The organism is Homoserinimonas sp. A520 (assembly GCF_054489245.1).
The window spans coordinates 760,475-784,890 of sequence record NZ_JBTMWX010000002.1 but is presented as its reverse complement, the minus strand read 5'-3'; the positions used below and the strand labels follow the sequence as shown (position 1 = coordinate 784,890).

The 24,416-nt window shown below is 61.5% G+C and carries 26 protein-coding genes; 17 read left to right on the top strand and 9 right to left on the bottom strand.

All coding sequences use genetic code 11. The annotated features are described in order from the left end of the window. Nucleotides 1–3: 3 nt before the first annotated feature. The 3 genes from ACX3PH_RS08360 to ACX3PH_RS08350 all read left to right on the top strand — a co-directional run bounded on the left by ACX3PH_RS08360 (nt 4) and on the right by ACX3PH_RS08350 (nt 2,846). Entirely contained in the window at nt 4–1,206 is a 1,203-nt protein-coding gene (locus ACX3PH_RS08360; RefSeq protein ID WP_459091316.1) for a competence protein CoiA, read from the top strand. Between the two features lie 229 nt (nt 1,207–1,435). Beyond that, nucleotides 1,436–2,134: a hypothetical protein gene (locus tag ACX3PH_RS08355; protein ID WP_459091314.1), complete on the top strand. Its 699-nt coding sequence runs from the start codon at nt 1,436–1,438 to the stop codon at nt 2,132–2,134. Between the two features lie 139 nt (nt 2,135–2,273). Next, the gene (locus ACX3PH_RS08350) at nt 2,274–2,846 is read left to right on the top strand and encodes a hypothetical protein (RefSeq protein ID WP_459091312.1); all 573 of its coding nucleotides are present in this window, start codon (nt 2,274–2,276) and stop codon (nt 2,844–2,846) included. Here the strand turns inward: ACX3PH_RS08350 and ACX3PH_RS08345 are convergent. Beyond that, complete coding sequence (locus ACX3PH_RS08345) at nt 2,813–3,175, bottom strand: hypothetical protein (protein ID WP_459091310.1); 363 nt, start codon at nt 3,173–3,175, stop codon at nt 2,813–2,815. The two genes, ACX3PH_RS08350 and ACX3PH_RS08345, sit on opposite strands and share 34 nt — an antisense overlap. 146 nt (nt 3,176–3,321) lie before the next feature. Then, nucleotides 3,322–3,633 carry a hypothetical protein gene (locus tag ACX3PH_RS08340; RefSeq protein WP_459091308.1) on the bottom strand — a complete coding sequence of 104 codons (312 nt, stop codon included), beginning with the start codon at nt 3,631–3,633 and terminating at the stop codon, nt 3,322–3,324. Nucleotides 3,634–4,371: 738 nt separating this feature from the next. Between ACX3PH_RS08340 and ACX3PH_RS08335 the strand changes: the two genes are divergently transcribed. The 5 genes from ACX3PH_RS08335 (at nt 4,372) to ACX3PH_RS08315 (ending at nt 8,186) form a co-directional block, all read left to right on the top strand. Beyond that, the gene (locus tag ACX3PH_RS08335; protein ID WP_459091306.1) at nt 4,372–5,289 is read left to right on the top strand and encodes a hypothetical protein; all 918 of its coding nucleotides are present in this window, start codon (nt 4,372–4,374) and stop codon (nt 5,287–5,289) included. 184 nt (nt 5,290–5,473) lie between these two features. Beyond that, nucleotides 5,474–5,665 (top strand): hypothetical protein, encoded by a 192-nt coding sequence (locus tag ACX3PH_RS08330; protein WP_459091304.1) that lies wholly within the window; start codon nt 5,474–5,476, stop codon nt 5,663–5,665. After that, a complete protein-coding gene (locus ACX3PH_RS08325) occupies nt 5,647–6,177 on the top strand; it encodes an ApeA N-terminal domain 1-containing protein (RefSeq protein ID WP_459091302.1) in 531 nt (176 codons plus the stop codon). Before ACX3PH_RS08330 ends, ACX3PH_RS08325 begins: the two co-directional genes overlap by 19 nt. A 48-nt stretch (nt 6,178–6,225) precedes the next feature. Then, on the top strand, nt 6,226–7,101 hold the full coding sequence (locus tag ACX3PH_RS08320) for a HEPN domain-containing protein (RefSeq protein WP_459091300.1): 876 nt from the start codon (nt 6,226–6,228) through the stop codon (nt 7,099–7,101). 227 nt (nt 7,102–7,328) lie between these two features. Further along, nucleotides 7,329–8,186, top strand: a complete 858-nt coding sequence (locus ACX3PH_RS08315; RefSeq protein WP_459091298.1) for an LLM class F420-dependent oxidoreductase — start codon at nt 7,329–7,331, stop codon at nt 8,184–8,186. Nucleotides 8,187–8,416: 230 nt separating this feature from the next. Here the strand turns inward: ACX3PH_RS08315 and ACX3PH_RS08310 are convergent, their stop codons facing one another. Both ACX3PH_RS08310 and ACX3PH_RS08305 read right to left on the bottom strand, forming a co-directional pair. Beyond that, a complete protein-coding gene (locus ACX3PH_RS08310; protein WP_459091296.1) occupies nt 8,417–8,923 on the bottom strand; it encodes an RNA polymerase sigma factor in 507 nt (168 codons plus the stop codon). After that, nucleotides 8,920–9,405, bottom strand: coding sequence for a hypothetical protein (locus tag ACX3PH_RS08305; RefSeq protein WP_459091294.1), 486 nt, complete (start codon nt 9,403–9,405; stop codon nt 8,920–8,922). The genes ACX3PH_RS08310 and ACX3PH_RS08305 overlap by 4 nt, the downstream gene beginning before the upstream one ends. Nucleotides 9,406–9,868: 463 nt before the next feature. Here ACX3PH_RS08305 and ACX3PH_RS08300 point away from each other — a divergent pair, with 463 nt between their 5' ends. Both ACX3PH_RS08300 and ACX3PH_RS08295 read left to right on the top strand, forming a co-directional pair. Continuing rightward, nucleotides 9,869–10,462 carry a hypothetical protein gene (locus ACX3PH_RS08300; protein WP_459091292.1) on the top strand — a complete coding sequence of 198 codons (594 nt, stop codon included), beginning with the start codon at nt 9,869–9,871 and terminating at the stop codon, nt 10,460–10,462. Between the two features lie 390 nt (nt 10,463–10,852). Continuing rightward, complete coding sequence (locus tag ACX3PH_RS08295) at nt 10,853–11,296, top strand: hypothetical protein (RefSeq protein ID WP_459091290.1); 444 nt, start codon at nt 10,853–10,855, stop codon at nt 11,294–11,296. 361 nt (nt 11,297–11,657) lie between these two features. Here ACX3PH_RS08295 and ACX3PH_RS08290 read toward each other — a convergent pair whose 3' ends face one another. Further along, entirely contained in the window at nt 11,658–12,623 is a 966-nt protein-coding gene (locus ACX3PH_RS08290) for a hypothetical protein (RefSeq protein ID WP_459091288.1), read from the bottom strand. A gap of 266 nt (nt 12,624–12,889) precedes the next feature. Between ACX3PH_RS08290 and ACX3PH_RS08285 the strand changes: the two genes are divergently transcribed. The 6 genes from ACX3PH_RS08285 (at nt 12,890) to ACX3PH_RS08260 (ending at nt 17,705) form a co-directional block, all read left to right on the top strand. After that, a complete protein-coding gene (locus ACX3PH_RS08285) occupies nt 12,890–13,414 on the top strand; it encodes an SLATT domain-containing protein (RefSeq protein WP_459091286.1) in 525 nt (174 codons plus the stop codon). Then, on the top strand, nt 13,299–14,282 hold the full coding sequence (locus ACX3PH_RS08280) for an SMODS domain-containing nucleotidyltransferase (RefSeq protein ID WP_459091284.1): 984 nt from the start codon (nt 13,299–13,301) through the stop codon (nt 14,280–14,282). The genes ACX3PH_RS08285 and ACX3PH_RS08280 overlap by 116 nt, the downstream gene beginning before the upstream one ends. Before the next feature lie 437 nt (nt 14,283–14,719). Beyond that, entirely contained in the window at nt 14,720–15,109 is a 390-nt protein-coding gene (locus tag ACX3PH_RS08275; RefSeq protein ID WP_459091282.1) for a hypothetical protein, read from the top strand. Between the two features lie 63 nt (nt 15,110–15,172). Continuing rightward, nucleotides 15,173–15,808 carry an SOS response-associated peptidase family protein gene (locus ACX3PH_RS08270; RefSeq protein ID WP_459091280.1) on the top strand — a complete coding sequence of 212 codons (636 nt, stop codon included), beginning with the start codon at nt 15,173–15,175 and terminating at the stop codon, nt 15,806–15,808. A 365-nt stretch (nt 15,809–16,173) separates the two neighbouring features. After that, nucleotides 16,174–16,425, top strand: coding sequence for a DUF6504 family protein (locus ACX3PH_RS08265; protein WP_459091278.1), 252 nt, complete (start codon nt 16,174–16,176; stop codon nt 16,423–16,425). A 527-nt stretch (nt 16,426–16,952) separates the two neighbouring features. Beyond that, the gene (locus ACX3PH_RS08260; RefSeq protein ID WP_459091276.1) at nt 16,953–17,705 is read left to right on the top strand and encodes a hypothetical protein; all 753 of its coding nucleotides are present in this window, start codon (nt 16,953–16,955) and stop codon (nt 17,703–17,705) included. A gap of 61 nt (nt 17,706–17,766) precedes the next feature. On the opposite strand, the gene ACX3PH_RS08255 is transcribed toward ACX3PH_RS08260, so the two are convergent. The 4 genes from ACX3PH_RS08255 to ACX3PH_RS08240 all read right to left on the bottom strand — a co-directional run bounded on the left by ACX3PH_RS08255 (nt 17,767) and on the right by ACX3PH_RS08240 (nt 23,526). Beyond that, on the bottom strand, nt 17,767–18,216 hold the full coding sequence (locus ACX3PH_RS08255) for a hypothetical protein (RefSeq protein WP_459091274.1): 450 nt from the start codon (nt 18,214–18,216) through the stop codon (nt 17,767–17,769). 98 nt (nt 18,217–18,314) lie between these two features. Then, nucleotides 18,315–18,863, bottom strand: a complete 549-nt coding sequence (locus ACX3PH_RS08250) for a hypothetical protein (protein ID WP_459091272.1) — start codon at nt 18,861–18,863, stop codon at nt 18,315–18,317. A 17-nt stretch (nt 18,864–18,880) separates the two neighbouring features. Then, the gene (locus ACX3PH_RS08245; protein ID WP_459091270.1) at nt 18,881–21,436 is read right to left on the bottom strand and encodes a DEAD/DEAH box helicase; all 2,556 of its coding nucleotides are present in this window, start codon (nt 21,434–21,436) and stop codon (nt 18,881–18,883) included. Then, nucleotides 21,436–23,526, bottom strand: a complete 2,091-nt coding sequence (locus ACX3PH_RS08240) for a site-specific DNA-methyltransferase (protein ID WP_459091268.1) — start codon at nt 23,524–23,526, stop codon at nt 21,436–21,438. The genes ACX3PH_RS08245 and ACX3PH_RS08240 overlap by 1 nt, the downstream gene beginning before the upstream one ends. Nucleotides 23,527–23,802: 276 nt before the next feature. Here ACX3PH_RS08240 and ACX3PH_RS08235 point away from each other — a divergent pair, with 276 nt between their 5' ends. Further along, a complete protein-coding gene (locus ACX3PH_RS08235; protein WP_459091266.1) occupies nt 23,803–24,402 on the top strand; it encodes a hypothetical protein in 600 nt (199 codons plus the stop codon). Nucleotides 24,403–24,416 lie beyond the last annotated feature (14 nt).

Below are 24,416 nucleotides of genomic sequence, written 5' to 3'. Positions count from 1 at the left end.
GACATGCCCCTCTCCGCACTGTTCCGAGACGAACGCATCGAGTCATGGAGCATGACTGCTGACGAGTGGGTTCAGCTCAAGCGCGACTACCGGACCTCTGGTCTCGTCATGACATGCGGCCATGACGGTATCCCGAAGACCAGCCGCCTCGGCACCCAGTTCTTCGCCCACAAGTCAGGTGTCGACTGCCAGCTCCACGAAGGCGGCCCGGAGTCGCCGGAGCACCTGGCGACCAAGGCGGCCGTTGCCCGTGCTGCGCGCGAGATCGGCTGGGAAGCCATCATCGAATTCCCGGCTGCCGACCGCTCGTGGATCGCCGACGTCTTAGTGTCGAACGGCGAGCGGATGATCGCCATCGAAGCTCAGTGGTCGCCGCAGTCGCTGTCCGACTTTGAGCGCCGCCAAGCTAGGTACCGGGCGGCCGGGATCGAGTGCTTCTGGCTCACGGCTCCGGCCAACTCTCTGAACGCGTCGACGGTGCCGCACTACGAGCTGGCAGGCGACATCGACAACCTGCAGCTGTGGATGCCCGTACTGCCGAGCCGACGGAGGTTTGCCTTGGAGCAGAGCATCAAGGACATCCTGCAAGAGACCATCTCGCCGGTCGCCGAGTTCGTGGCCACGAGCGCCGCCATCAAGACACAGATGTCCAAGTGCTGGAACTGTGACCGGTGGATGTCGCTATGGACCGTGCTCGAGCTGGACCTGGAATCACGCTGCGGCGAGAGCACGACACTGACGTGGCGAGACCCATGGCCACTGTGGGCGCCGCGCAGGCACGAGCAAGCCATTGAGGCACCGATCCGAAGCGCATTCGAGAAGAGTGACCTCCCGGCAGCGGCGACGCTGAAGCTGAAGCTGAAGCGTAGCGACATCGCCGAGACCAGGTACGTCGCAATGAACTGCCCGTCGTGTGGCTACGTCCAAGGCGACGGGTTGATCAAGTGGCACTGGGACGCCAGCCAGTTCACCATTCCGTTCGGCGCAGGCCTGCGGCTGCCCTTCACTGACCACGTGCGCGCGCGACGGCACGTCTGCCGCGACATCGGCCGCGGACGCTGCTCCCAGGAGCCGACGAGCGACTCCGGCTATCCCGACGCTCTTCTCTACCCGCCGGCACATGAGCACGTAGAGATCGACGGGTACCGCGAGGAACGGGATGGGCTTCCTCCGCGCGGGTCGAAATGGCTCCAGGAAACCCGGTAGTGATCCACCAGGGTCCCCCTGGCCGAGGTTTTGCAATCCTCGATCGGCGGACTGGTGATGGGTGCATGCGACTCGCATTGGACTCGAGCGCCACTCACGTTGTCCTCCTAACTGCCGACTATCCGACGATGCCTCAGTAGTGGTTTGATTGTGCTCACCCGGAGCTGCTAACCAGCAGTCCACTGATCTGCGGATCAGTGATCGGGTCACGAAATGATCGGAGTTGATCTTGAAAAAGTGGACAAGTAAGGCGCTGGCTATCGCCGGTGCACTCGCACTTGTGCTGACGCCCACAGGCGCAGCGTTCGCTGACCAGAGTGCTGCTGACCAGAGCGCCGCAGACAAGGTTTCTGCAGACAAGTCACATCCTGTGCCCTTCACTGAACCTATTGCCGACCACTTGATCATCGATGGGGAGAAGGTCGCCGTCACAGTGATGGAGCTTCCCCCTTCGGGCCCGGTGGAGATCATCGGCGCTGGACCGTCACAGTTGGCTGAGGTCGTAAGCGGCGAGATCGTAAACGGCGAGGTCGTCACCGACAACCCCGTCGCCGCCAAGAGCCTGACCGATGTCGCGCCGATGGCTGCCTGTAGCTGGAAGAACTGGGTAGCCCCTGCTGGAGGTGCCTACTACCAGTCGGTCGCCGGTTGCTACGTGATTGGCGCGAGCACATCGACACAGGTCGGATACAACATCTCGATCAACACGTCCACAGTTGCTGGCGCCTGCGGCCAGGCTCTCGGGTACAAGCTCGTCCCGGGCAGCAACGGCTCGTACTACTACGCCGGGTACTGGCAGGCCCTCGGATGCAAGAACCCTGGACAGCTCATTCAGGGGACCGTCAACTGGGGCAACGTTGCAGCGTCGAAGCGGGTCTTGATGGCCTCCACCGGCGGCATCGCCGGCTCGTCAGGACAGTTCCTGTAGCCGAGTGACGCTTAGTCTCAAAGCAACAGTGAGTGCCGCTGCCATCCTGGTGGCGGCACTCACTGCGTGCTCTAGCCCAGACAGCCCGTTTCCGGGGCAACCCGCCGACGAATCACAACCTGCGCCTAGCCGGCTCGAATTGGACTCCGTCTCCGACCTGGCCGGATCGTTCACCTGTGACGAGTTGTACATGCTCGAGGACGACATGTACTTCTACGATCGCATGAAGGGCTTCGACTGCTTCGAGGATGGCGAAGTCGCACTACTCTTTCGCGCATACCAGAACAGCGAATCACCGGGCCAAACACTCGAGATGCTGTTGGGAGTCGTGACAGAAGATCTCCGCCTCATAACTGACGCGAATTGGGTGGCCGTCGGAACTCAGGAGAACCTGCGGACCATCCAGGGCCTTGCAGGCGCGAGCACACAAGACTCCGGAGCACTTCCGGCTGCTGTGCCCCTGTCTGAGCGGCAGTACGCACTCAACTTCTGCGTCGTTACAGGGAGCACCATAACCGTGAGCCTCCTGGACCAGACTCCGGTGGTCGACTCATCCGAAACGTACCCTGGGCTCCTCTCGGTTGCTGAGGCAGTTACCGACAGGATCAAGAAATCCGATCTCCCCGCGCACCAGCGCACCGTCTATGGGCTATCGCAGTTCGGTTCACCCATCAAGAACTACTGCGAAGAGATCTTCCCGCTCGCGGGATAGTCGAGAGGGCTTTCATCTGCCCGAATGAATGCTGACCCATGAGCGGAGTACTCGTCGGGCCGGCGCCTCGGTGCCGGGTGGATCACCCGACCCAGGTAGAGATCCTGGATCGATTCACCGGCACTAGCGATCGGACCTCGGGCCCTCTCCCGCCGCTTGCTGGTGAGATCACGCACCAGTCGAACCGCGTACCCCACGGTGATGGTGGCCCACAGGATCCAGGCGAAGGTGGTGAGTGTTTGCGTCGCGACGACTCGACCGCCGAACATGTTCACGCCGGCGAGTAGGACAAATCCGATGACCACCGCCGTCAGCAGCAGAATGTTCATTGCTCTTCGTGTAGTTAGCCACCTCATCGAAACGTCACCTACTTCTTCGGGGTCAGTACTGCATCGTATTCTTCGATTGTACGCGCGCACCCCCGGTATGGCCCTAGGTCGTCCCCAGCGTCGGAACGGAAGGTCGACCGCTCTAACTAGTCGACGATCTCGAACTGATCGCCGAACTCCTTCGCCGTCAGGGCATCCGTCGCCACTATCAGCACTGCCCCATCACGGAGGAAGACATCAGACGGCCCCGCTTCGAGCTTCCCGCTTGCCAGGAACTCGTCCATCGCTCTCTCAGATGATGCCTCGTAGAAGAACACCAGCTTCCCGTTCTCGAGAGGCGTGCAGATGCCTGTCTTGGTGAGCTCAGGACCGACCGTGAATTCCGTGATCGAACCGTCGGTGCCCGTGCCATCGTCGACCTCGCACCCGATCTTGTCGAACACCCTCTCGATCGTCATCCGATCTGGCTCAGGCTGAGGCTCGGCAGTACAGCCGGCTAGCGATGCGCCGAGAATGACGAACGCCGCGGCAACCGTGAAAAGACGCAAGGAGGACCCCCTGTCGTGTGTGGTAGTGCCCACCTTAGTGGCCGTCCTCAAGTACCCGACGTGACGCGCAGTCAGAGACGCAACTTATCGGCCTCCGATGGCCAAGTGAGACCATGGTCTTCCACGCATCGAACCTCTGCTTCCCTTTTTTCAGCTCAGCCGCATGTCACTTCAAGGGGCGGTTTTCTATACCCGATAATCGCACTTATCCGCACTATCGGCCTTAAGAGCCGCGACGGCCTTAAGGCTCGAATCTGGCGATAGTGAGCTTCTCACAGGGTGTTACGCGCTTCGCCAGGAGTACGTCGACGCGGTGTTGATTTCGGTTCGCACGACACATCGGCGGCTGACCGCCATGAGATCGCGAGCATCACTCCGGTCGCTGAGACGTCGGAAATCGAGTGCTCGTACGGGAACGCTCAACGGGACAGCGACCTCAAGCGGATCCGCTTGCGGGTCCATAGGCGTTCAGGGGGCTTCGCCCGCGCACTGGGTCCGCAGCGTGCTTCAGCAGGGTGGCGTTAGACGCGCCTCTAAGCACATGGGGCCGAGGGGCGCGTCGATCTGTGGAGTCTCAAGCCCTTGCTTCGCGAGATGCTCCCACGGGGCCCACGCGGACGCGTCGGAGAAAACCGATAATCTCAGTGCGTGACTGATACTGGCCGAGCTTCTTGGGTGCACACGCCCACGGGGGTGATCATCGTCAACGGCGTCATCGCGGCTATCGTCGGGGCGGTGACCGGCTGGGTACTCAATAACGCCAGCTCGATTCCTTGGGATCGCGTTCTCTGGATCGGCCTCGCGGTTGCAGGTGCTGCGTTCATCGCCTTGTCACTGCTGGTGAAGCGGTTGCGCGAGATGATCTGGCGACGACCCGTCGTGTGGGTGTGGTCCCTACGTCCCGTCACCGCACGCCGCCACGCCCGCGAACTCGCGGCAGCTGAAGAGGCTCGGCGTGCGCTCGCAATGCGTGCTGACAAAGCCCTGGACCAAATCAGAACCTCGCTTCAAGGCGTCACTCTCCAATTTGCGACGCAATTGGGTGATAACAAGCAGCGAGTCGACCTGGTCGTGAAAGCTGTCGAGGATCTGGACAAGCATCTCAAGGCGATCAATGACAGATCGGCCGCGCTCACCATCGACCAGAAGTCGAACGCTCCCGCGACTCCCGCCGCCGAGAAGCCATCTCAGTCGGAGGTGCTACCCGCTTCCCCCTTACCGAGGTGGCGCCTGATCCACCCGGATCGACGTGACGATGCGCAGGCCGCAGACGGGCAATTCCTGCTGCAGAATCTCATCGACGGCAGCATCGCGAAAAACGTGCGCATCGAGAACACGGGTGAAGGCTATTTCGAGTTCGAAGATGCTGCGTTCTGGTCGGACATGTCCGGAAAGAAGTCGAACACGTTCGGCGGCACCATTGCTAAAACCGAGCCGTCGGGCAGTGTCCAGCTTCGAGTGAGCTACCTCGACTACCTCGAGAGGGAACGGGACGTCCTTTTCTTAGTCAACCGAGACGGCAGCGTTCGGCAACGAACCGACGAAGAGCGCACGCTGTACATCTGAGCGACCCAATGCAGGCGAGAGGGCAACGCCTTCGATCAGCCTCGCGACTATCAAGGGACAGAACTACGGGTTGAAGCTCGGGCACCCAGCAGTGGACCTCGTCGAACTGCGCGGGGCCTTGAATCGAACCTTCTCAATGGTCGCCATTGGGAGATACATACGGTGAAGGCGCTAGCCTCTGCCCATGACACCAACTCCGACGTCGCCGCCGCCCGAGAGCGCGACCGGTGCGCCGGCGTGGCCCGCCGACTGGAGCCAGTTCATCCCAGATCTGGACCTGAACCGCCCTACGACAGGGACGCGCCGTGGCACGCCGTCATCCCCCAGCATGTCGGCCCGCTCCGAGAAGATGGCTCGATGGACGATCCTCGCCTAGATCAGCGCCGTGAATGGAGCGGCGAATGGTGGCTCCCGGAGGCGCCCGAACAAACCTTCGGCGGCGTCCTCACCTACGAGCCCGGGAAGGAATTGAGCCTCCGTCTGATCGGTGGGTGGCGGTATACCGATCCGGTCGAACCGTTCCCGGGAGTCCGCTTCGGGCGAGGTGAATACCGCCGCTGGCCGATCATCCACGGCCGAACGGGCGAGACGCCGCTGACGGTCATAGACGCCTGGGTGGTTGAAGCGCGGGGCGGTGACGACGACCGGCCGGACGGGCTCAGCATCGGCGCGATGACGCTCCTCGTTGATCTCCACCTCGATGCGGAGAGCGACCGGGCATTCATCTCTGGCTGGGTGACGACCGAGAACCTCAGCGAGTGGACCCGACGAACTGGTTTACGCAATGACCGAGCAGCCGGACTGAAGGCTGAAAGGCTCGAGCCGTTGGAGGCGGCGACAGGCGACCTGACAGTTCGACTCCACACGCTGTCGTCGCACCAATCATAGAGTCGGAAACGGGACGGCTACCACGTTCAGCATTGGGAGCAGGCGGCGATGGAGTTCAAGTCGGACACGCCTCGGCCGATGGATGACTTCTTTGAGCCGATGGGAAGTGTGAGCGACCTCATGACGCTGTCGACGCTCGCGCCCTGCACCGACATCACTGTGCGTCTCTACACTCCTCCTATTCCGGGCCGATATCCCGAGGAGCATGTCCTCGCGACCGCCCCGCACAAGGTTGACGTCTATCAGTACCGGACGCTGACGCCGGAGCCAGCAGCCGGTGCAGCTATCTGGATCGACTTCATCATGAGTCGCGAGGACAAACCGTTCGAGGATTTGATCCCGCGGTGGTTCGAACTCCGCGCGATGTTCAAGGCCGCCCTCGACATGGTGCTTGGACTCACGTACCTAACGGACGGGTATTTGCAGACCCGAGTGGTGAGCGCGGTCTCGGCGGCCGAAGCCTTCCATCGCGCGCTCAACACGTCGCCGCCTCTATCCGACGCGGAGCACTCCAGCCTGCGAGACGTGCTGTTCGCCGCCGTGCCCGGCCAGTACAGGCAGTGGCTGCACGATAGGACGCGGTATAACCAACCCACTCTGAGGGAGCGCCTGGTCGACCTCGCTCGCCGCCCGGGCCCGTTCATGAAGGACCTCGTCCCGAATCCCGACTCCTGGGCCAAGGCGGCCGCGCACTCGCGCGATGGCGTCGCCCATTTCGGCACGGTCGGCCACTCCCGCTACGACGAGCTTCACGCGATTGTCAGAGTCACGGCCGCAGTCGTGACCATGAATCTCCTCGGCGAGCTCGGGATCTCTCAGGACCGGATGCTCCGGGCGCTCCATGAGAACCGCGACCTACGCTGGACGTGCGAGCTTGCGCGCGAGCACTTCGGGGAGGCACCCGCGGTCGAGGCGGCGCGCTAAGCCGGGTCGATGTCCGACTCCTCTACGGTCGAGTCGGCACCCGCCAGCGGCACCGTCTGTGCGCCAGATCCCGAAACTGGAGCGGAGTCCTTCAGTGCCCACCACGGCTTGTGTGCTCAGGCCGCGCGGCGGCTTCTCAACGAGCGTCGCCCGCATAGGGATCAATGATCGATACAGTGGAAAGTAAATTCACCCATGGCGACCTGACGCCTGCGAACGGAGCCTCGTTGACCTCCTCTTCATCCCCCGCAGTGGCGTCGTTCGGGCGCGTCGGATTCTGGCGCGGCGGCTCCCTTCTCACCCCCGAAATGACCTCCGCCATCGAGCGGCTCGGCTACAGCACGGTATGGATCGGCGGGTCCCCCGATGCCGACCTCGCCTTCGCGGAACGGCTCCTAGACGCGACCGAGCACCTCACGGTAGCCACCGGCATCGTCAATATCTGGAAGTCGTCAGCCGAAGAAGTCGCGGCATCCTTCCACCGCCTCGAACGAACACACCCAGGTCGGTTCATTCTCGGGATCGGCATCGGACACCGTGAGGCCCTCGGCGAGCAATACCAGAAGCCGTACTCGGCACTCGTCTCCTACCTCGACACACTCGACGCGGAAGGCGTGCCCGCCGAGCGGCGCGTGATCTCGGCACTCGGACCGCGAACCCTGAAGCTCGCCGCGGAACGCTCCGCGGGGACGCACCCCTACATGACCACGCCTGCACACACCCGTTTCGCGCGCAGCATCATCGGCCCGGGGCCCCTTCTAGCGCCAGAGCAACGACTCATTCCTAATACGGATGTTGCGGCAGCCCACGCGACGGCCCGCTCATTCCTTTCCCGCTACCTCTCGCTCTCGAACTACCGCCGGACCCTCGAGAACCACGGCTTCACGGCCGCCGATCTTGAGGATGGCGCGACTGACGACGCAGTCGACGCACTCGCGCCCCATGGCACATCGAGTGAACTGGCCGCCGCTGTGCAGGGGCACCTAGATGCCGGAGCCGACCATGTCTGTGTCCAGATACTCCCGGCGCGGGAGGACCCGCTGGCCGCGCTGGAGTCGCTGGCAAGCGAGCTGGGCCTCCGCTGAACACTCGCAGAACGGCCGAGAGCCCGCCGCCCGGTCCCGACCAGATCTGACAGCTGAGAAGGTCTAGCTTGGGCCGATACGCATCCCGTGACCAGCGTGTCTGTACGTGATCCGTTGCGGCGACCCTTGCCGGGACACCTGGGTTGTCTGGAAAGCGGATCCTCGAACGGACACCGGAACACTCTCTGGTCAGATTTCGCGCGCCTGCCGCCGCCACTGTGCGGTGCGGATCACGTTGACGATGTCGCACCCAGCGCGATACGCAGTTCACCTTTCGCTCGTTGGTAACGGCCTCTCGCGGTTGAGGCAGGGATCCCGACCACTTCCGCTGCCTCCGCGATTGTCAACCGCTCCCAATGGACGAGCGTCACAATCTCCTCAAGGTCTGGCCCGAGGCGAGCGATCGCGTCCCGAATTTCCAAGTTTTCGTCGGCGGACGGAGCCGTCGACTCGATGGAATGTCCACGGATGCGGTCTGAAAGTGCCCATCGACGACGTTCCCCGCGACGGTGATTGAGCAGTACTCCGCGCGCCACCCCGAACAGCCACATACGTGCGCGCTCGGAATCGGGCGGAACATCGTTAACCCGACGCCAGGCAATCACGAATGTTTCACCCAGAAGGTCGGGGGCGTCCTGAGCACCCACCCGACGCTTGAGATACGAAAGCAAATCGACCGAGCTCTCCTCCAATGCCCGTTCAAGAAGAGCCCTCGGACGAGTCCGGATCTCGATCACTCGGCTACGCGGACGCACTGGATCTCCATATTCGTGCTCCATTGAGCTTCGCTGAGCCCAAGCGTGAACGCTTCCGCCCGCAGGACGTCACCGAGCGCGTCATAGACGGCCGCAACATAGACATCATCCTCAGAAGGACCTTCGGGCGGACTCATCACATCCGAAACGCTACCGTCGGGGTTCACAGCCACCATCGACACGCTAGTGTCACGACCCAACACTTCCCGGATTGAGCCGTCGATATCGGCCGCCCCGATCGCGTCCATCGCCCGGAAATGGTCGGCGAGGTCTCGGTCGTACACCGTGGCCATCTGACCGTTTTCGTTGACGTTTGTTACATCGAGCATCTGCACGCGGGCTTCGCATTCGCGGTCACTCGGCAATGTGAACGGGTACACCACATCAGGGTCCTGCGCCCATGGCGCCCAGTTGAACATGGTCGTCGCAACAGCAGCACTCGCGCCGCCAACGAGTAGCACCACGAGCCCTGCCCCGACCACAATTCGGGTTGGTCGCCTCCGCGGGGGCAAGCTAGCCTGCCTCGCCTCGGACGACATCGAAGCAAGCTCCCGCCGGAGCTTTGGGTTGGCGTCCACTCCCGGGGGTGCGGTGCGTTCCAGCAAGGTGTCGAGCGGGTCCGGCGTGTCATTCATGCGTCCTCCTGAAGGGTTCACTACCTGACCTGTCCGACAGAGCGCGAAACGTCCACGACGCCGCCAAAAGACCTACCGGATCGCCTCCGGCCGCTTGCCGTCGGCGGATGCCCACGGACGACAACCAGGGCCACCCGCAAGTCGGACGTCTTGCGGGAGGGTTTCTGGCCGCTCCCCTCCTGGAATCTGAGGCGCCCGCAGCTTGCTCTGTACTGGTCGCCGTCCGTTATGTTCCAATGCTGTAATCGAAGCACGCACGTTCCATCTCGACTTCGCTAGAGAGGCAGCGCCTGTGATCGAATCCGCAACTTTCGTGATTAGTGCATGGCACCATGTCGTGGACTTCGTCATAGCGCCCTTTCCTCCGGCAGACCCCGTAGCTGCCCTGCAGACGGCGATGCGCGGCGGGATGCAGGAGTCTGCGCTGATAGTGCCGCTGGTTTCCACCGGCGTATATGCAGGTCCCATTGATTTGACTGTCGAGGTCCTCGACGCGAGGCCGGAGGCAACCCCGCCAGAGTGGGAAGACATCCACGAGCTGTCCCTGATGCTCCCGGAGGGACGGGCCTACTTCAACCGGTCGGCAAGCTTCGAGAGAAAGGATGTCGGGACCATCATGGGTGATGAGAAGGGCAGCTATCGTGCGCGGCTCCACGCCAGCGGCCGGGACGCAGCATATGACGGGGTCGTGGAGTCACCCTTCGAGCGGCACTTGGTCCAATTCTGGAAGGAACCGCCATCACCGGTGTCTGTCTTGTCCTCGCAATCACAGGGCGGCAAGAGTCTGCCGCGTTTCATCGAGATGTGGCAGGGGCCTCCCACCGCCACGAGCCCCACCGAACCACGCCCCATAACCCGCGAGTCACGGGCCGATCGGATGTACTGAGCTGTGATCACAAATGTTGTCGCGTGACAGGCCAATCCGGACATATTGCCAAGTCCGGACACGCCAACTGCGCGTGAATCGGGACGGGAGTTTTCAGGAGTCTCGCCATCGAACTTCGGACACTACATCGTTAGCGAGTCGACGGCCCGAGGGCAATGCGAAGTCGGTATCGCTCGCGCACCAGCCACACATTTCACAAGCCGAACCTTCAACGGGACGCTGTGCGATCCCACCCGATCACGCGAAGGCTTGGAGGAGCTAGCCGCTAAGCGGGGTCTAACTACACGAAAAGGCAACGAATTCGAAACGATCCGCGCGGACCGTTGATGATCTTCTACACACACCTGAGATAGTCGGGATTATGCCTCTCGTTTCAACTTGGAGAACTCCATGACGGTCGCCCGGCGTCGCGGCTGGTGGTTCGCGATCGGCGCTGCCAGCGGTGGCGCGGTCGTTGCGACAACCGTGGTCATATGGACATTCGTGCCGGTGGCATGCACCACAGTGGGTTACGAAGACATTGCACCAATCGAACTCAGCCTTCCCGCAGGGCTCAGCGACAATGCGGAGATTGCGGCGTGCTTCGATATGAACTGCACAATGGTTGTGTTGAAGTCCGACGACGCCGGTAACTATGCTGTCCCGCAGAAGGCGCCATTCCTCGGGCCTGGCGAGACACTGCCTGTCAGCACGACGGGGGTCCGTGTTGAGGTGCGCGACGGCGGTAAGGTCGTCGCCGATAACCGCTTCGGGATCTCAACGGTGTCGGATGCTCCGTTCTGGTCCCGTTGTCCCGCCCCGTTCCACTACTCGCCCGTCACCGTGGGTGGCTGACTCCAGGGTGCCAGGGGAAATCGTCCGAGGGACGGTTAGCGGAACCTTCAACGGTGCAGGAGGTAGTCGGCCACGCCGCGCGGGTTCGACAGTGCGATGAGGTGACCGCCGGGCACAACATCCGGCTCAAGGCTAAGGCGATCGCGCGCGATTCCGCGCTGGAAATCGAGTGGGAAGAAGCGGTCCCCTCCGCCAGTGAGCGCCCGGATCGGGATCCCTCAACGCGACAGCGCAAAGCACTCCGTACCGGGGAAATTTGGACATCAGCCTTGGTCGCATCAGATCCGCATTGGCTTCCTGGTGCATGAGGCCGCGCTAAGCAGATTTTGCCGCTTGGCTTGTTTCATTCGCGGCCGCGGCTTCAGTCACCGTGGTGCCTAGGCGGCCCCGATATGAGTCTGAACGCTTGGCGGCGCTGGTAGACGACGGGCTCAATTATTTTCAGGTCGCATAGGCGATCCAATGCCAACCCGGTAGCGTCTTCAGTCGTTGCCGCTAGGTCTATCGTGGACAGAAGATCAACAAAAGACCTCCGAGCCCCGCCCCTGTAGTTGTAAGCGACATCGCGTAGAGCATATCGATACAGGCTTCGATTGATGATGATTCCAGCACCGTCGTCAATCGCCCGATGTGATCTTCCGGGTTCGCCATCCATCTCAATGATTCTCTGGCTGTGGCTGCCGAAATAGTCTGAGGATTCCTCTCCGAGACGGTTCAACGCTTCTTCTTGGACGTCCGGATTATAGAGCGCCCGCAGGATACCGCTGGCTTTCCTCTGGGCCATAGTGGATGCGAGGTACCCGAATACGATGACAATGACTGCTACCCAAAACAGTGGATAAAACATTGCCGATGGGAGTTCCACGTCGCCAACGTTGAAGTAGGTTCTAAGTCCGTAGGCGGAAAGTATTAGCGCACCGACCCCAGCGAACGGTAGTGAGCGTGCTTTAGTAAAATCGGCCGATGCCTGGGTGGCTGTGACTCTGACGTTTGTCCTCATGGTCAAGGTTGGATCTGGACGTGACGGCGTGACAATCGGCTCCTTGGCAATGTTCTTTTGGAAGGCCTCCATCATCTGGCTCACGAGTGAGACGGGTACTAGATCTGTAGATGAGGACGCCCCTGCTTGGCTAGTCCCAAGAAGTTCACCGCGAGCCTCAATGAGAGCAAGTTGTCGCCTGTGTTGCTCAGGGCTGGGTTGGGGCACTTGTAGGTCTCTGAGCTCGACATTGATAGCGCTCAGGAGACTTTCTTTAGTGGGCTCAGCTCCAGGACCGAGATCGATTCCCAGTCGCGCAGCAAGGTCAGGTATTCCAAGGAGGGGCATCCTTGAAACTTACTCTGCGCTGGTCCGAGCCGACATCGGGTATGTCGATGGAAACTTCGAGGTGCTTCTCGGTTCAGAAAGGGGGGCCCGCAAGCCAGACGTCTAGCGGGAAACGGATGCGTCCGGAAGCCGATCCCTCAGCGGACGAGACGACTTGCATCAGTCTTGGGGACGATGTCGTGGTCAGGGCTGCGCTCTATCGCGCGGGCGGACGGATTCGAGTGCGAAGGGTGGGAGCAAGTGGGGCATACCGATACGCTCTCGCTATGGAGACCGACGAGAACGTGCGACGCAAGGCGCTGCTGCGCGAGCTCTCAGAGGTCGAGAACCGCACGATGTGGAGCGCGCAGGGCCAGTTCGAGCAGGCGAAAGGCTGGCAAAAGCTCAACCTCTGGCTCGGGTCGCTCGCGGCAGGATCAGCTGCTGTGTCGGGTGCGCTGGTTCTCTCGTCGTCCGGACTGGACATCCTCGGCGGAGTGCTCGCGCTCTTCGCAGCTGCCGGGGGCGCAGTGCTTACAGTCGTGAATGCCTCTCAACGCGCGACGGCGGCGACGGCCGCCGCAAACGCCTACCTTGAGATCCAGAATGCTGCCCGCCGGGCGCGTTTGGTCGACACCCCGTGGATGGACATCGAGGAAGGTCGAGCCATCCTGCAAGGCCTGACGGAGCGGATGGATGAGCAGAACAGGTCCGCCGAGCCCATCTCCCCTCGGGCTCACCGGAAGGCAGGGCGCAACATCAAGGCCGGCGGGCAGACGGCGACTTTCGACGAGCTTGCCACCAATGCCTGAGCGGACGATTGCGACTGCGTTCGAGGCTCTGCTGTCAAGGAAGGTACCGACGGATGGCGAGCGGTCAGCCGCCGCTCAGCACCGCGCATCCATCGAGAAATCACTCTCGCAACTGGAGAACTTCGGACTACGAGAAACAGGGTCGTTCCGTCACGGAACAGCGGTACGAGGGCACTCGGACGTTGATGTCCTCGTGAGCCTCGGCGGAGGTCGACCTGCAAGCTCCGACACCGCGCTCGAACGCGTGCGAAGTACTCTTGCGCAGTCGTTTCCGCTGACACCAGTGCGCGTCAGCCGTCCCGCTGTTGTCGTGAACTTCGCGAGCGGCGCCGAGCGTTGGGAGGTCATTCCCGGCTACTATTTGCGCGCGAGCGGCGACCACGTCGTCTACAGCATTCCCGCTCCGGGCGGCGGGTGGATGGAGACCGCACCGTCCGCGCATCTCTCGTATGTAACGGACGTGAACCGATCCCCCTCCGGCGGCGCAAAGGGCCTTGCTCGGCTGATGAAGAGCTGGAAGTACGCCAATCCGAGCGGCGTGAAGGTCTCGTCGTTCTATCTGGAGATGCGAGCCTCGCAACGAATGGCGGGAGAGTCGTCGTTCATTCCCTACCTCGACTTTGCTTACTTGATCCGCGGCCTCGCCAACAACGGGCTGGCTGACATGAACGACCCCACCGGGCTCACGGGTCGGTTCCGTGCGGCATCAACGGAGTCCTACCGCTCGACTGCCGTGGCGATGCTAGCCGCCGATGCAAAGCGCGTTGCGGATGCCATCGAGCTAGAGAAGGCCGGCAGACGGTCGGCAGCGTTCACGAAGCTCGCCTACGTCTTCGTCGGTACGACCTTCCCGTCGCAGTTCTACTGACGCCCCTGCGGCGTGGTCGCCCGGTCAGTCATCATCGCGAAACTCGCTGCGCGCCTCGTGCCGTATGGGGAGGCTCGGTGAACACTCCCTCTCGAACACTGGGTTCCGCGCTGCGTGTGCACGTGTGGTGCCCGTAGGGCCCGCCCGTAAAGACTTCGCACTCACCTACCTCAAACGCGACAATCACCTGAGGCATCACTGGCACATATCTCACCGACTCCGCCCATATGGAGACGAGGTCGGAAGGCGACATGGTTCAGTTGTTTAGATTCTGAGATCCAGCTTCGCCATCATCGGCCTTGTTCATCACTTGGACGAGCTCACGATGGAGACGAGGGCAGCCGTCTGGAATCATCGGCGCTACCCGATTATTCAAGCCTCTGCCGAGATCAATTCGTCGCGGTGCAGGTGTCGGTTCGCAGCGTTAGAGTGCGTCCATGAGAATCTTTGGCACCCCGGACGCAGAGTATTACGTCTCCGATCGTGTTGCTGAGTTGGTCGACACGCTGTCCGCAGAACTCTCAGCAACGGGGTGCTCCTGTCGCGTGACAGTCCCGGCGCACATGCTCGACCAGTTGCGCGAAAGCTACGTACGCGACCACTGGGCCGAGATTCTACTTCCAGCACAGATCAGGTGGGGTCGCACGGAGTCTGCTCTTGAGCCCAAAGAGGCCAGCAGCGCTGTCTTCCAGATTGCTGCCGCGCTGCACGAACTCGCACCGTCAAGTCACCCTCGCGTGGAGAGTCCGTACGTGCCCGAGGGCTCGGGCGAGTCCCGCAGCGACTCCTGGGACTATGTGCGAACCGTGACCGTGGATGGGGTCTAGACCATGTGTGCGTCGTATGGTCTGGATCCGCGTGAAGGTGACTACAAGACCCTGACCCGTTTGATGGACGAGGAGTCACTTCGCAGCCTTCAAGAGTGGGTCAAGAGGAACGAGCGCAAGCCGGTGCGGCCTACCGGGAGGAACCTCCGGAACCTGAATCCGATTGTGCGTGACGCCGGAGATGGTGCGCGTCTTGAGCTTGGTTGGTGGGGCTACTTGGCCAAGGGCGAGCCCGTGAAGTGGCCGACAATCAACACCAAGTCGGAGAGGTTGAAGGAACAACCCGGCACAGCCAACGGGCGTGTTCTGGTGCCGGCCACCGAGTGGTGGGAGAAGCAGAAGCCGTCAATGCAGTGGTTTGACTTCGCGACCTCCGAGCTGTTCTTTATGGCTGCCGTGACGAGGGGCGGCACGCCAGCGGGGGGAAGTCCTGTCACGTGCTATTCGCTGGTCATGCAGCCCGCACGCTCCGATCTGGCTCACCTTCACGACCGGATGCCGCTGCTCATCCCGGAGAGCTTCTACGGTGAGTGGCTTGACCCGGGCCAGGGCGGAAGTCGAGAGCTGATTGAAGCAGCGATCGCCGCCGGCCAAGAGGTCAATGAAATGGTGCGAGCTGCATCGAGCACGGGACCGGACCTGACGAAACCTACCCGCCAAGGCCGCGGGGATGCGACCCTGGACTTGCCTGGCTTATGAGGTTCGTGTGCGCTGCTGACGCTGCGCCCCTGAGCGTCCGGTAGTAGCCGATCAGCTGACGATCGGCCCGTGCAGATGCCCAGGTCACTACCCGATATCCGATCTCGTCACCCTTTCGAATGATCCGGATAATCCCGTAGCACTTCTCCATCGAGTCGACCATGTACCAAACGCCCGGCTCAGGCTCCCTCGCGGCCATGATTGGATGCCACTTCGGCTCCGACGTTCGTGCTCTTCGAGCGGCCGTGTCGAGCGCATCCTGACGAGAGTGCCGCATAGTAAGAAATCATCCTTTGGCGTGTCGCGAGGTTGGTCGTATGCTCGTTAACTCTCGAATGTATGTTCGAATGTTTGAGGAGTCAAGAATGATCGCAACCACCGACACCGTGGCCGTCTGGCTCACCGACGGCACCCCTGATCGACTCGTTTGGAACGGCAAACGATTTCGGGTCAGCGACCGCCCCACGCCGCTCGAGGATGAGTTCTATTGGGTCACTCACCCGCCAGCCGGAATCGTCGGATGGCGATTTCAGGGCACAACCGAAGATGGGACAACTCGCATGTTCGACATTCGACAGAACGGTGGTGGATGGACGCTCGTGCGGGTCTACGTGTAGGTGCGTGGATGCGACGTCCGAGTCCGGAGGCCCCAATCCGCAGGCTCAGAAAATACGTCCTAAAGCAGCTCGCACCGCGAATTTCGCACTCCTGAGCCCGCGCAAAAAATGCCTCAAACTGGCTTACGAGCAGCGGACGGCATGGCGCTTGGCGAATTGGTGGACGCTATTCGCTCCTTCTAATCGATGAGGCAGTCGTCAAATTTTCCCGGTCGTGCAAGACGGTCCGCAAACCGTCAGTATCATTCACCTCACTGTCTGCCAGGAACTCGAAGTCGGTATCGGGTAACTCGGGGGACTCATTGTTGTCTACTGGTCTGAGCATGGGCCGATGCTATCGGGCCTCGATCTCGACCTGTTCGAGTTATCCACAGTGACGCGGCGCGCTCCGGTGATCCTCTCGAAGGCCCTCCGTCAACTCTGTCAAATGGGATGGCGGCCGGACCCTGATTGACACATATTCGGCGGATTCTCGACCTGCTCGATTGGGTACACCCCGGTTGACAGCCCGCCGATAGGCTCGAACCATGCGCGAGGGATCAGGTTTCACCAGTCAACAGTGGTTCACTGGGCTACTCCCAGAGGTCACCTCTGCTCGCCGTGTCCTTGCCTCGGCCGACCGCCTTCTTCGGCAAGAAGGAACGCTGGAGCGCGACCTCGACGCTGTGCTTGCCACCTATTCGATCGGTGTAGAGCGTTTGATGAAGCTCGCGCTCGGAACTGCGGCCGTGTCCCGTGGCGAAGGGTGGCCCAAGAATATGGGTTTCACGCGAGATGGTTGGGGTCACGCGCTCGACGAGATGGACGCCCGGCTGCGTGACACCCTCCGAGAGGCCGTGGCCGAGGGCGACTGGGAGCACAAACGGCTTCTAGATTCGTGGATCTGCACTCTGGACAACGATCCAGTCTGGACTGCTGCGATCCAAGCGCTCAGGAACTACGCGGACGCCGGTCGCTATCACCACTTGGACCAGATCCGAGGTGGCGAGGTTAAGTCCCGATCGTCGCGCGACATGTGGGAAGAAGTAGAGCGAGCAGCGATCGACAGCGACAAGGCGCTCTCGGACCTCTATAAACGTGCACTCGACGGCGATGACTTCGATTCGTTTGAGTTAGTTCTACGCGGTGCGGTCGCGGACGCGATCAACCGCTGGGTGAGCATCATCTGCCTGTTCGGGTTTCACGGGGTCCTCGGAGAGGATTGGCGTGTCATTGGCGCCGACGCACTACCGGATGACGCGCTACCCGTGCGCTCGTTACCGGGGTGCGAAGGAACCTAGAAGGGAATTTCTGCCTGGATTCGATCCAGTCCATCTGGGGAACCGCCGAACCGGTCCGCTCTCATAGGTCGAAGGTCGTCTGGGAGCGCCATTCAGCGATGAATCTATCCGCGAGCGCTCTTGACGCTCCTCGGCCCTGGCCCTCTTCGCGGAACATGTTCGCGACAGATTTGCGGAAGATCCGCTGCCAGGCCGCCTCGAATCCCGTTGACGGAAGCTCCACGAGAATACGTGGCTGACCGTCGGTGCTCGTGAACGTTGAATCGACGTCGCCCTCAAGTAAGTACATGCTTCTCGCTCGAAGGATGTTGTCGATGGCACCCGCGAACTTGGGGAGCTCGAACCCGATTAGGAACTCGGTAGCCACCGGTCGCTCGAACTCGAGTTGGAGGCGCACGACGTCCGAGCTTCCAAGCGCGGTCGCCCATTGCGATTTGCAGTCACCGGCGGGTGTGTGTGCGTGTGCACGGATGAGCTCTGTGATTTCGGGGTGGCCCGTCGCATCGACCATGATTACTGGAATCAGCCTTCCACCGGCCGTGTCAACGTTGGCGATGGCTGCGGAACTGGTGGCCGGTACTACCCGATCTCGTGGGGATCGCTGCACTCTCATGAGGTGGGCGTCCTGGCATTAACTATCTCAACAGGTATCTCGCTTTTGTTCTCGAACGTGTCGGTGAAGATAGCCACGAAGTCTCGCGGCCTCCGCCCTTCGAGGAGCCCCACCGCAGCGAAGAACCTGACATCTCCTTCGAGACTCGTCCCCGCAGCGATGGTCGCGGGGAGGTTGAGCGCACCGTCGGCGTCAAGGCTATGGAGACGCAGCGAGACGAGGCTGGCGTCAACCATGTACCGGATTTCCAGCTCACCGGATGTGATCGCATTACTAGCGTCGGTTGGGTTCTTCGCTCTTACGCGAAAGGTGTACTCGGTGCCGAGGTCCGTCGTGACCGACGAGCTCTCCAGGTACGTGATCACGACCTTAGGTTGACGACGAGCTTCTTGGCGCCTCGTCGCGTTGAGTGAGCGGATCGCCGTAATGAGTCCACCAAAAGCGATAGCTGAAGTGACCAGCGACCAGCCAAGCGCAAGAACGCTGATCTTGATTGCGGGCTCGGCCGCGAAGAACCAGTCGACGGGATTGAGCGCGGGATTCATGTGCGTGATCCTCCGAATCAGTAAGCCACCGCTGCGCGGTCGTAGGCGAACCTGGCATCCGACTCGGCAAGGACCTTCGCTCTCACCTCGGCGAGCTTGAAGTCGAGCACGCGGAGCTCGCCATCGATCCGCGAGATCGACTCGATCCGGTGGAACCGGTCGCCATAGACCTCGGCGAACCTAGCCATGCCGTGAAGTTTCCAAACAGCGTCAGGCAGCCAGGAGCCATGCGGGTCGACGATGCTCGCTCGCACACCGGACTCGGTGTCGACGAAGAATAAGAAGTCAGGCCGCAGCGTGCGCCAGTCCCCATGGCGGTCCTGGTAGGCGATGCTCATGGAGTCACGCCCGCCGGTTGGGTTTCGGTACCACGCGAGCATGTCGCCGTGCGAGATCTCCGTGTCCAGCACTTGAATCTCATCGGGGTTTAGCTTCCCGACAGGAAACATGCCCTTTTCATCCGCGAGCAGATGGAGCGGACGTCGCTCGAGCAGCTGCGTCGACTCGCCAACGGAGCGCTTCATCTCCTCCTGCCGGTTTCTCGGTAGTGCCATCGAGATCAGCTGCGGGTCCGTGCTCATGGCGGTGATCTCGGCGTACAAGCTCTGGCGGGACTCGGACAGCGCCTTGATAGGGACGCGATGCTGGTTCAGCCATTCTGCCGAAATTTTGTCGGCCGCCTCGTCGAGCGCGGGCCGCGTTTGCGGCAGCATCGCCAGCGCAGCTACGCGGACGTGGGCGTCGCGAAGCATTTCCTCGTCGTCAATGTTCCCAGCGAGATGGTCGATGTATGTCCGAGCGATATCCGGCGTGATTGTACGCGCCCCATTGCGATATGAGTCTTGTATCGCACGGTCGTCGGCGACCTCCATCCAAGCGTCGTCCCGTCGGAGTCCGTGACGTGCGGAGCCGTGGAGGGTCGCGCCTGCGACGGTGAGCACGTCCGTCTTCGCCTTCTCCAGCTCGCTTGGGTATTGGGCTGCAAGCCCGTTTAGAACGCCGTGGAGCCGCTCGTGAGCGATCTTGCCAGCTTCCGGTACCAGCCGGTCCGCTGCAAGCGCGTGCGCCAGCGAGGTCAGCCGCTTGATCGGGTTCGCGTGCTTGCGAGGGAGCGTCTCCGCGGGGAGTTCAGTGAACAGGTCCCACACCTCGTGAGGCACGCCACTGTTCGGCGTCATGAGCTGCGGGTCAATGAGGACACGCTGCCCGGCTTCGCTGCCCCCGATCAGATCGTTGCCCATGATCTTCTCTAACACCAGGCTGGCAGTGGCCTTATTGAAGCGCGGCAGGATGCACTCGACGCTGTTCAGGAGGTTGTCACCCTCGATTCTGCGGGCGAGAGGACTTCGAATCATGCGGCCGAGAAGTTGCGTGATGTGCGTCTCGTCCTGCGCAGGACGGAACGACACCATCACTTCGGCGCGGGGGCAGTCCCAGCCGGTGCTGATTGCGTCCTTCGCGAGCAGCACGCGGACATACGTCGCGTCTTGGACGCGCTCAGGAGAGATGTACGGCACGCTATGCGGTCCGAACGTCTGCGCGGTGTGGTCGCCGAACACGTGAGCGAGCGAGTCCGGCTCCAGCTCTGGCCATTCGTCGCGAATCACATCGATTGCCGAGGACACCTCCGCTGGGGAAGGCTTGTTCGGCACTTGCAGCACCAAGAGCGGTTTGACCGGCTCGGGGTCGTCCTGTGCTCGAGCGTACTTCGCCCACGCATCGGAGAGCGCCTTGACTTTGCGAACGCCGCGGCGCAGAAGCACGGTGTTGAAGTCGCCCGTCTCCGCTGGGAAGTCGAGAATGATGTCGTCCTTGAGAAGACCGGACTCCTGGATGCGCATGGGGTCGACCGTGATCGTTCGGAGGTGAAGACGGTTTTCCTCCACCTGAGCCGCATGCATCGCCTCCTCGAAACGCTGCACTGTCGCTGAGATGCCCCACACGATTGGCATCGGAGGCACGCCGCTTTGGCCGTTGATAAGGCGCTTCACTATCGTCGGCGTGTCGGAGGCGCTCTTGCCCATTCCCCTGTGGGCCTCGTCGAGGACCATGTAGAGCGTGAGCTTTTCGTCCTCGATCGTGTTGCGCAGGGTGTCCCAAAATGTAAACGGCACAGTGTCGGGGTGCGCCTCGATGCCGGAGAGCACGTTCGAGTCGTCGTGCCCTCGCACGAGCAAGCTGTTTCGGGAGAGCTTCGAAGTGTTGAGAAAGTAGACGTGACCGGCCTGGAGCTTCGGGTACCTGAACGGGTGTTCGACGGTGACAAGGCGGTTCCGAAGCCGGTCAGACGCCTGCTCGAGCCGGTGCCGCGTCTGCTGGTTTAGCGACGGGTCGTCGCTAAACCACAGCACGACCGCGCCAGGATCCGGTATCACGTCGAAGTCGTCGCTACCCCAGAAGAGCGCCTCGATCACGGCAGCTGCCATTACAGTCTTGCCTGAGCCGGTTGCCGCAGTAAGTGCCACAGACCCGACGCGCCTGCGTGCGCCGTGGTAGATCTCGCGCGCGTCAGCGAGCTCACGCAGAGTGTCACCGACGGCGTCAGATTGATAGTCCTTGAGTGTGAAGCGCATCAGAAGTCCCCTGTGCTCTCGCAGTTGCGGAGGTAGTCCTCGTAGAGGCGCACAGTCTCAATTCCCGAGATCTCGTTCGCGACCTGCTGGTAGCGGCCCTCGTCGTCCGTGACGATATAGGCGATGCGCAGATCATCCATTTCCTGTAATGCAGCCACGAACTCGGAGGCCTGATCGAGGTCCTTGAGGATGCCGTACGTGTCGGCGACCTCCCAGCCGTCGGGTACGGCTTCGATGCGGTTGCCGGTGGCCCCTGCCCGAAGCCAAAGCATCGGCGCGATGGCGGCGAACGCACGATCGTTGCTCACCGTCCACGGCGACTCGTAAGTCAGCGTGAAAAACGCAGCGTTCTCCTCGAACCCGTCGGCCATGTTGAACTCGTCGGCGAACTTATAATCGCCCTTGATTGGCTCGCCGTCTGGTGTTGTGCCTGTGATTGCGGCGCGAATCCGCGGCTTAGTCACGTACTCGCAGATCCCGTGTTGCTCCCAGGCAGCATCGCCAGGTCGTAGTTCCTGCTTTCGCAGCTCGATTTGCTCCTCGGCGGAGACTTCGTTGTTTGTCACAAGGATGCACTGCCGTCGCCCGTTGTCTTGACGGTTGAGGCGCATGACGGCATGAGCTGTAGTCCCGGACCCCGAGAAGAAGTCGACGATTACCGCGCGAGGCTTGTGAGCGACGAAGAACCGAAGGACGTCCTCGACGGCGTAGAGGGACTTCGGGAATGGGAATCGACGTCCTGGCAAGATTCGCGCCAGCAACGCAGACCCAAATGTGCTTGCGTCGTGGGATGGGATATCCCACTGTGTGCCAGGAACGAGGGCGGTCCGATACTCTGAGTCGTCGACAATGACGGACCCGTCCGGACGGTGCCCGATGACGGGGTATGTGCCGTCAAGGACCTTTTTCTGCTCGCCAGAAGCCAGATGATAGAGCGCCATCCCTCTTGGCGTGAAACCACCCAACCGGACAAATCCCTGGCTGAGAGCGTTGCGCAACGACTCAGCATTTCGTCCCCAGGTTCCGTGCGACCCGTCCTGCCGAATTGGCCAGATCGCAATAGTTCCGGCGGGCGCCTTGACCGATTCAATATTTGCATCCGCCGAAATTTCATCACCAACTGAGTGAACTGAGGACCCATCCTCATGCACGTACAGCGGATAGAAGAGGTTTGGCCGCGCCACGCGGCGTCCGTTGTCGCCTCGCCGTGAAAGCTCTTGCCAACGTATACGGTCTTTGCGCTTTCCAGAGGTCTTACCGAACCAAGCCGGATCCAGCACCAGTGGCGAAGGGGCTGCCTCGCCGAAGTAGACGAAAAAGATGTACTCGTTGCTGCGCCCGAACTCGCCTCTTCGCGCAGAGCTCGCGGGATTGATCACCGACGAAACCATCTGGATGCGAGCCTCGGGGAAGGTCTGCTCCAGCAGCAGTCCAAGTCGGAGGTACTCCTTCTCATCGATCGTAACGATGAGCACCGAGTCGTCCGGTTTCAGTAGTCGCTTGGCGATCTTGAGTCGCCGCTCCATGAACGCGAGCCACTTCGAGTGCCTGTATAGATCGTCGCCCTCTACGTAATCGTTGTTGTATTTCCAGTCCCGAGCCCCCGTGTTGTAGGGCGGGTCGATGTAGATCGCATCTACCGCGTGCTCGTGTGTAAAGGTCAGCTGCTCGAGGACGTGGAAGTTCTCCCCGTTAATGACTGTGTGAAACGGCTTGTCTCCTCCGTGCTCCACTGTGTCGTCCGGTCTCAGGCCCGGGTAGATCCGGTCGCGGAACTCGGCGACTAGCACGAGATCGTCAAGTGGCACAGTGGCCGTCTCATCGCCGGCCTCGTCGAGGAGCGAGATCTCCGCACGCTCGCCTGTGATCGCCTCGACGCGCCACAGACGCTGGTCGCCGCGTGCGGTCGAGCCCCGGGGAGTGAGGACGCGTACCTTGCTTGCCTTGCGGGTCTTGTGCCCCGGAAGCTCGACTGCCTCGGGAGCGTGGCGCTCAAAGTTGAGGCCGAAGGGAAGTCGCTTCTGCAGCGGCCGGAGCTCTGCCTCCAGGTCCTCACCAAGCTGCGGATCAAGCTGTTTTGCAGCGCGCAAGAGGTCCGATAACCGCGACAATGAGCGTCCCCCTTTACGTAACTAAAGTTCGCCAACTCATGCAGACGTGGGCGGCGAACCTGATGCCGATCCTATCGGAGCGCGAAAGTGCTGGAAGAGCGCCATGGCCTAGGCACAGATCCCTCTGAACTAGCGCGAAACGCCTAGCCCCAACGTCGGCTGCTTCGAAAGGTCTGCGGAGTTGCTGTACTCGTGACTCGGACCGAGCTCGAAAGAGTGACGCGGGGAGCCTTACCATGCTGCCAAGCTGATCGAATGAGCTACGAAAGCAACCCACAGGCGTGGCGTGAACGGCTCAAAGCCAAGCTCTCGCCGGAGCGCGTTCGTTCGACATTGGCGTTCGCCGGTCTGTACCAAATGGTGCACGAAATGCTCAAGCGCACCGTCATCGAGGACGTCAAGGGCTTTTACGGACACAGCCCGCTAGACGACGGCACGTGGCTTACGGGCGAGCACGGGAAAGAGTCGTACAAGCGGGACGTGCTCGCTCTGGCGCCAAATGCACCGTTTCGCGCGTCTCTGGAATGGCTACGAACTTCGGAGGCAATTACGTCGACACAGGTTGCCCGGCTAGAAGAGATCTACGATCACCGTCATGAACTGACTCATGAACTCGCGAAGTTCATCGTCGACGTCGATTCAGAGCCTGATGTCGACCTACTGACGGATGCCGTTCAGATCATGCGCGATATCTCCCGCTTCTGGGTACAGGTCGAAAAAGACATAGGGACGTTCGACGACCACGGCGACGTCGATGTCAACGACGTCCATCCCGGGTCGCTGCTTGTCCTCGACATGTGTATCCAGGCCTACGTTGGTGGACTCAACCTGCCGGCAGCGGGAACGAGCAAATAGCGGGCTCCTGCTTG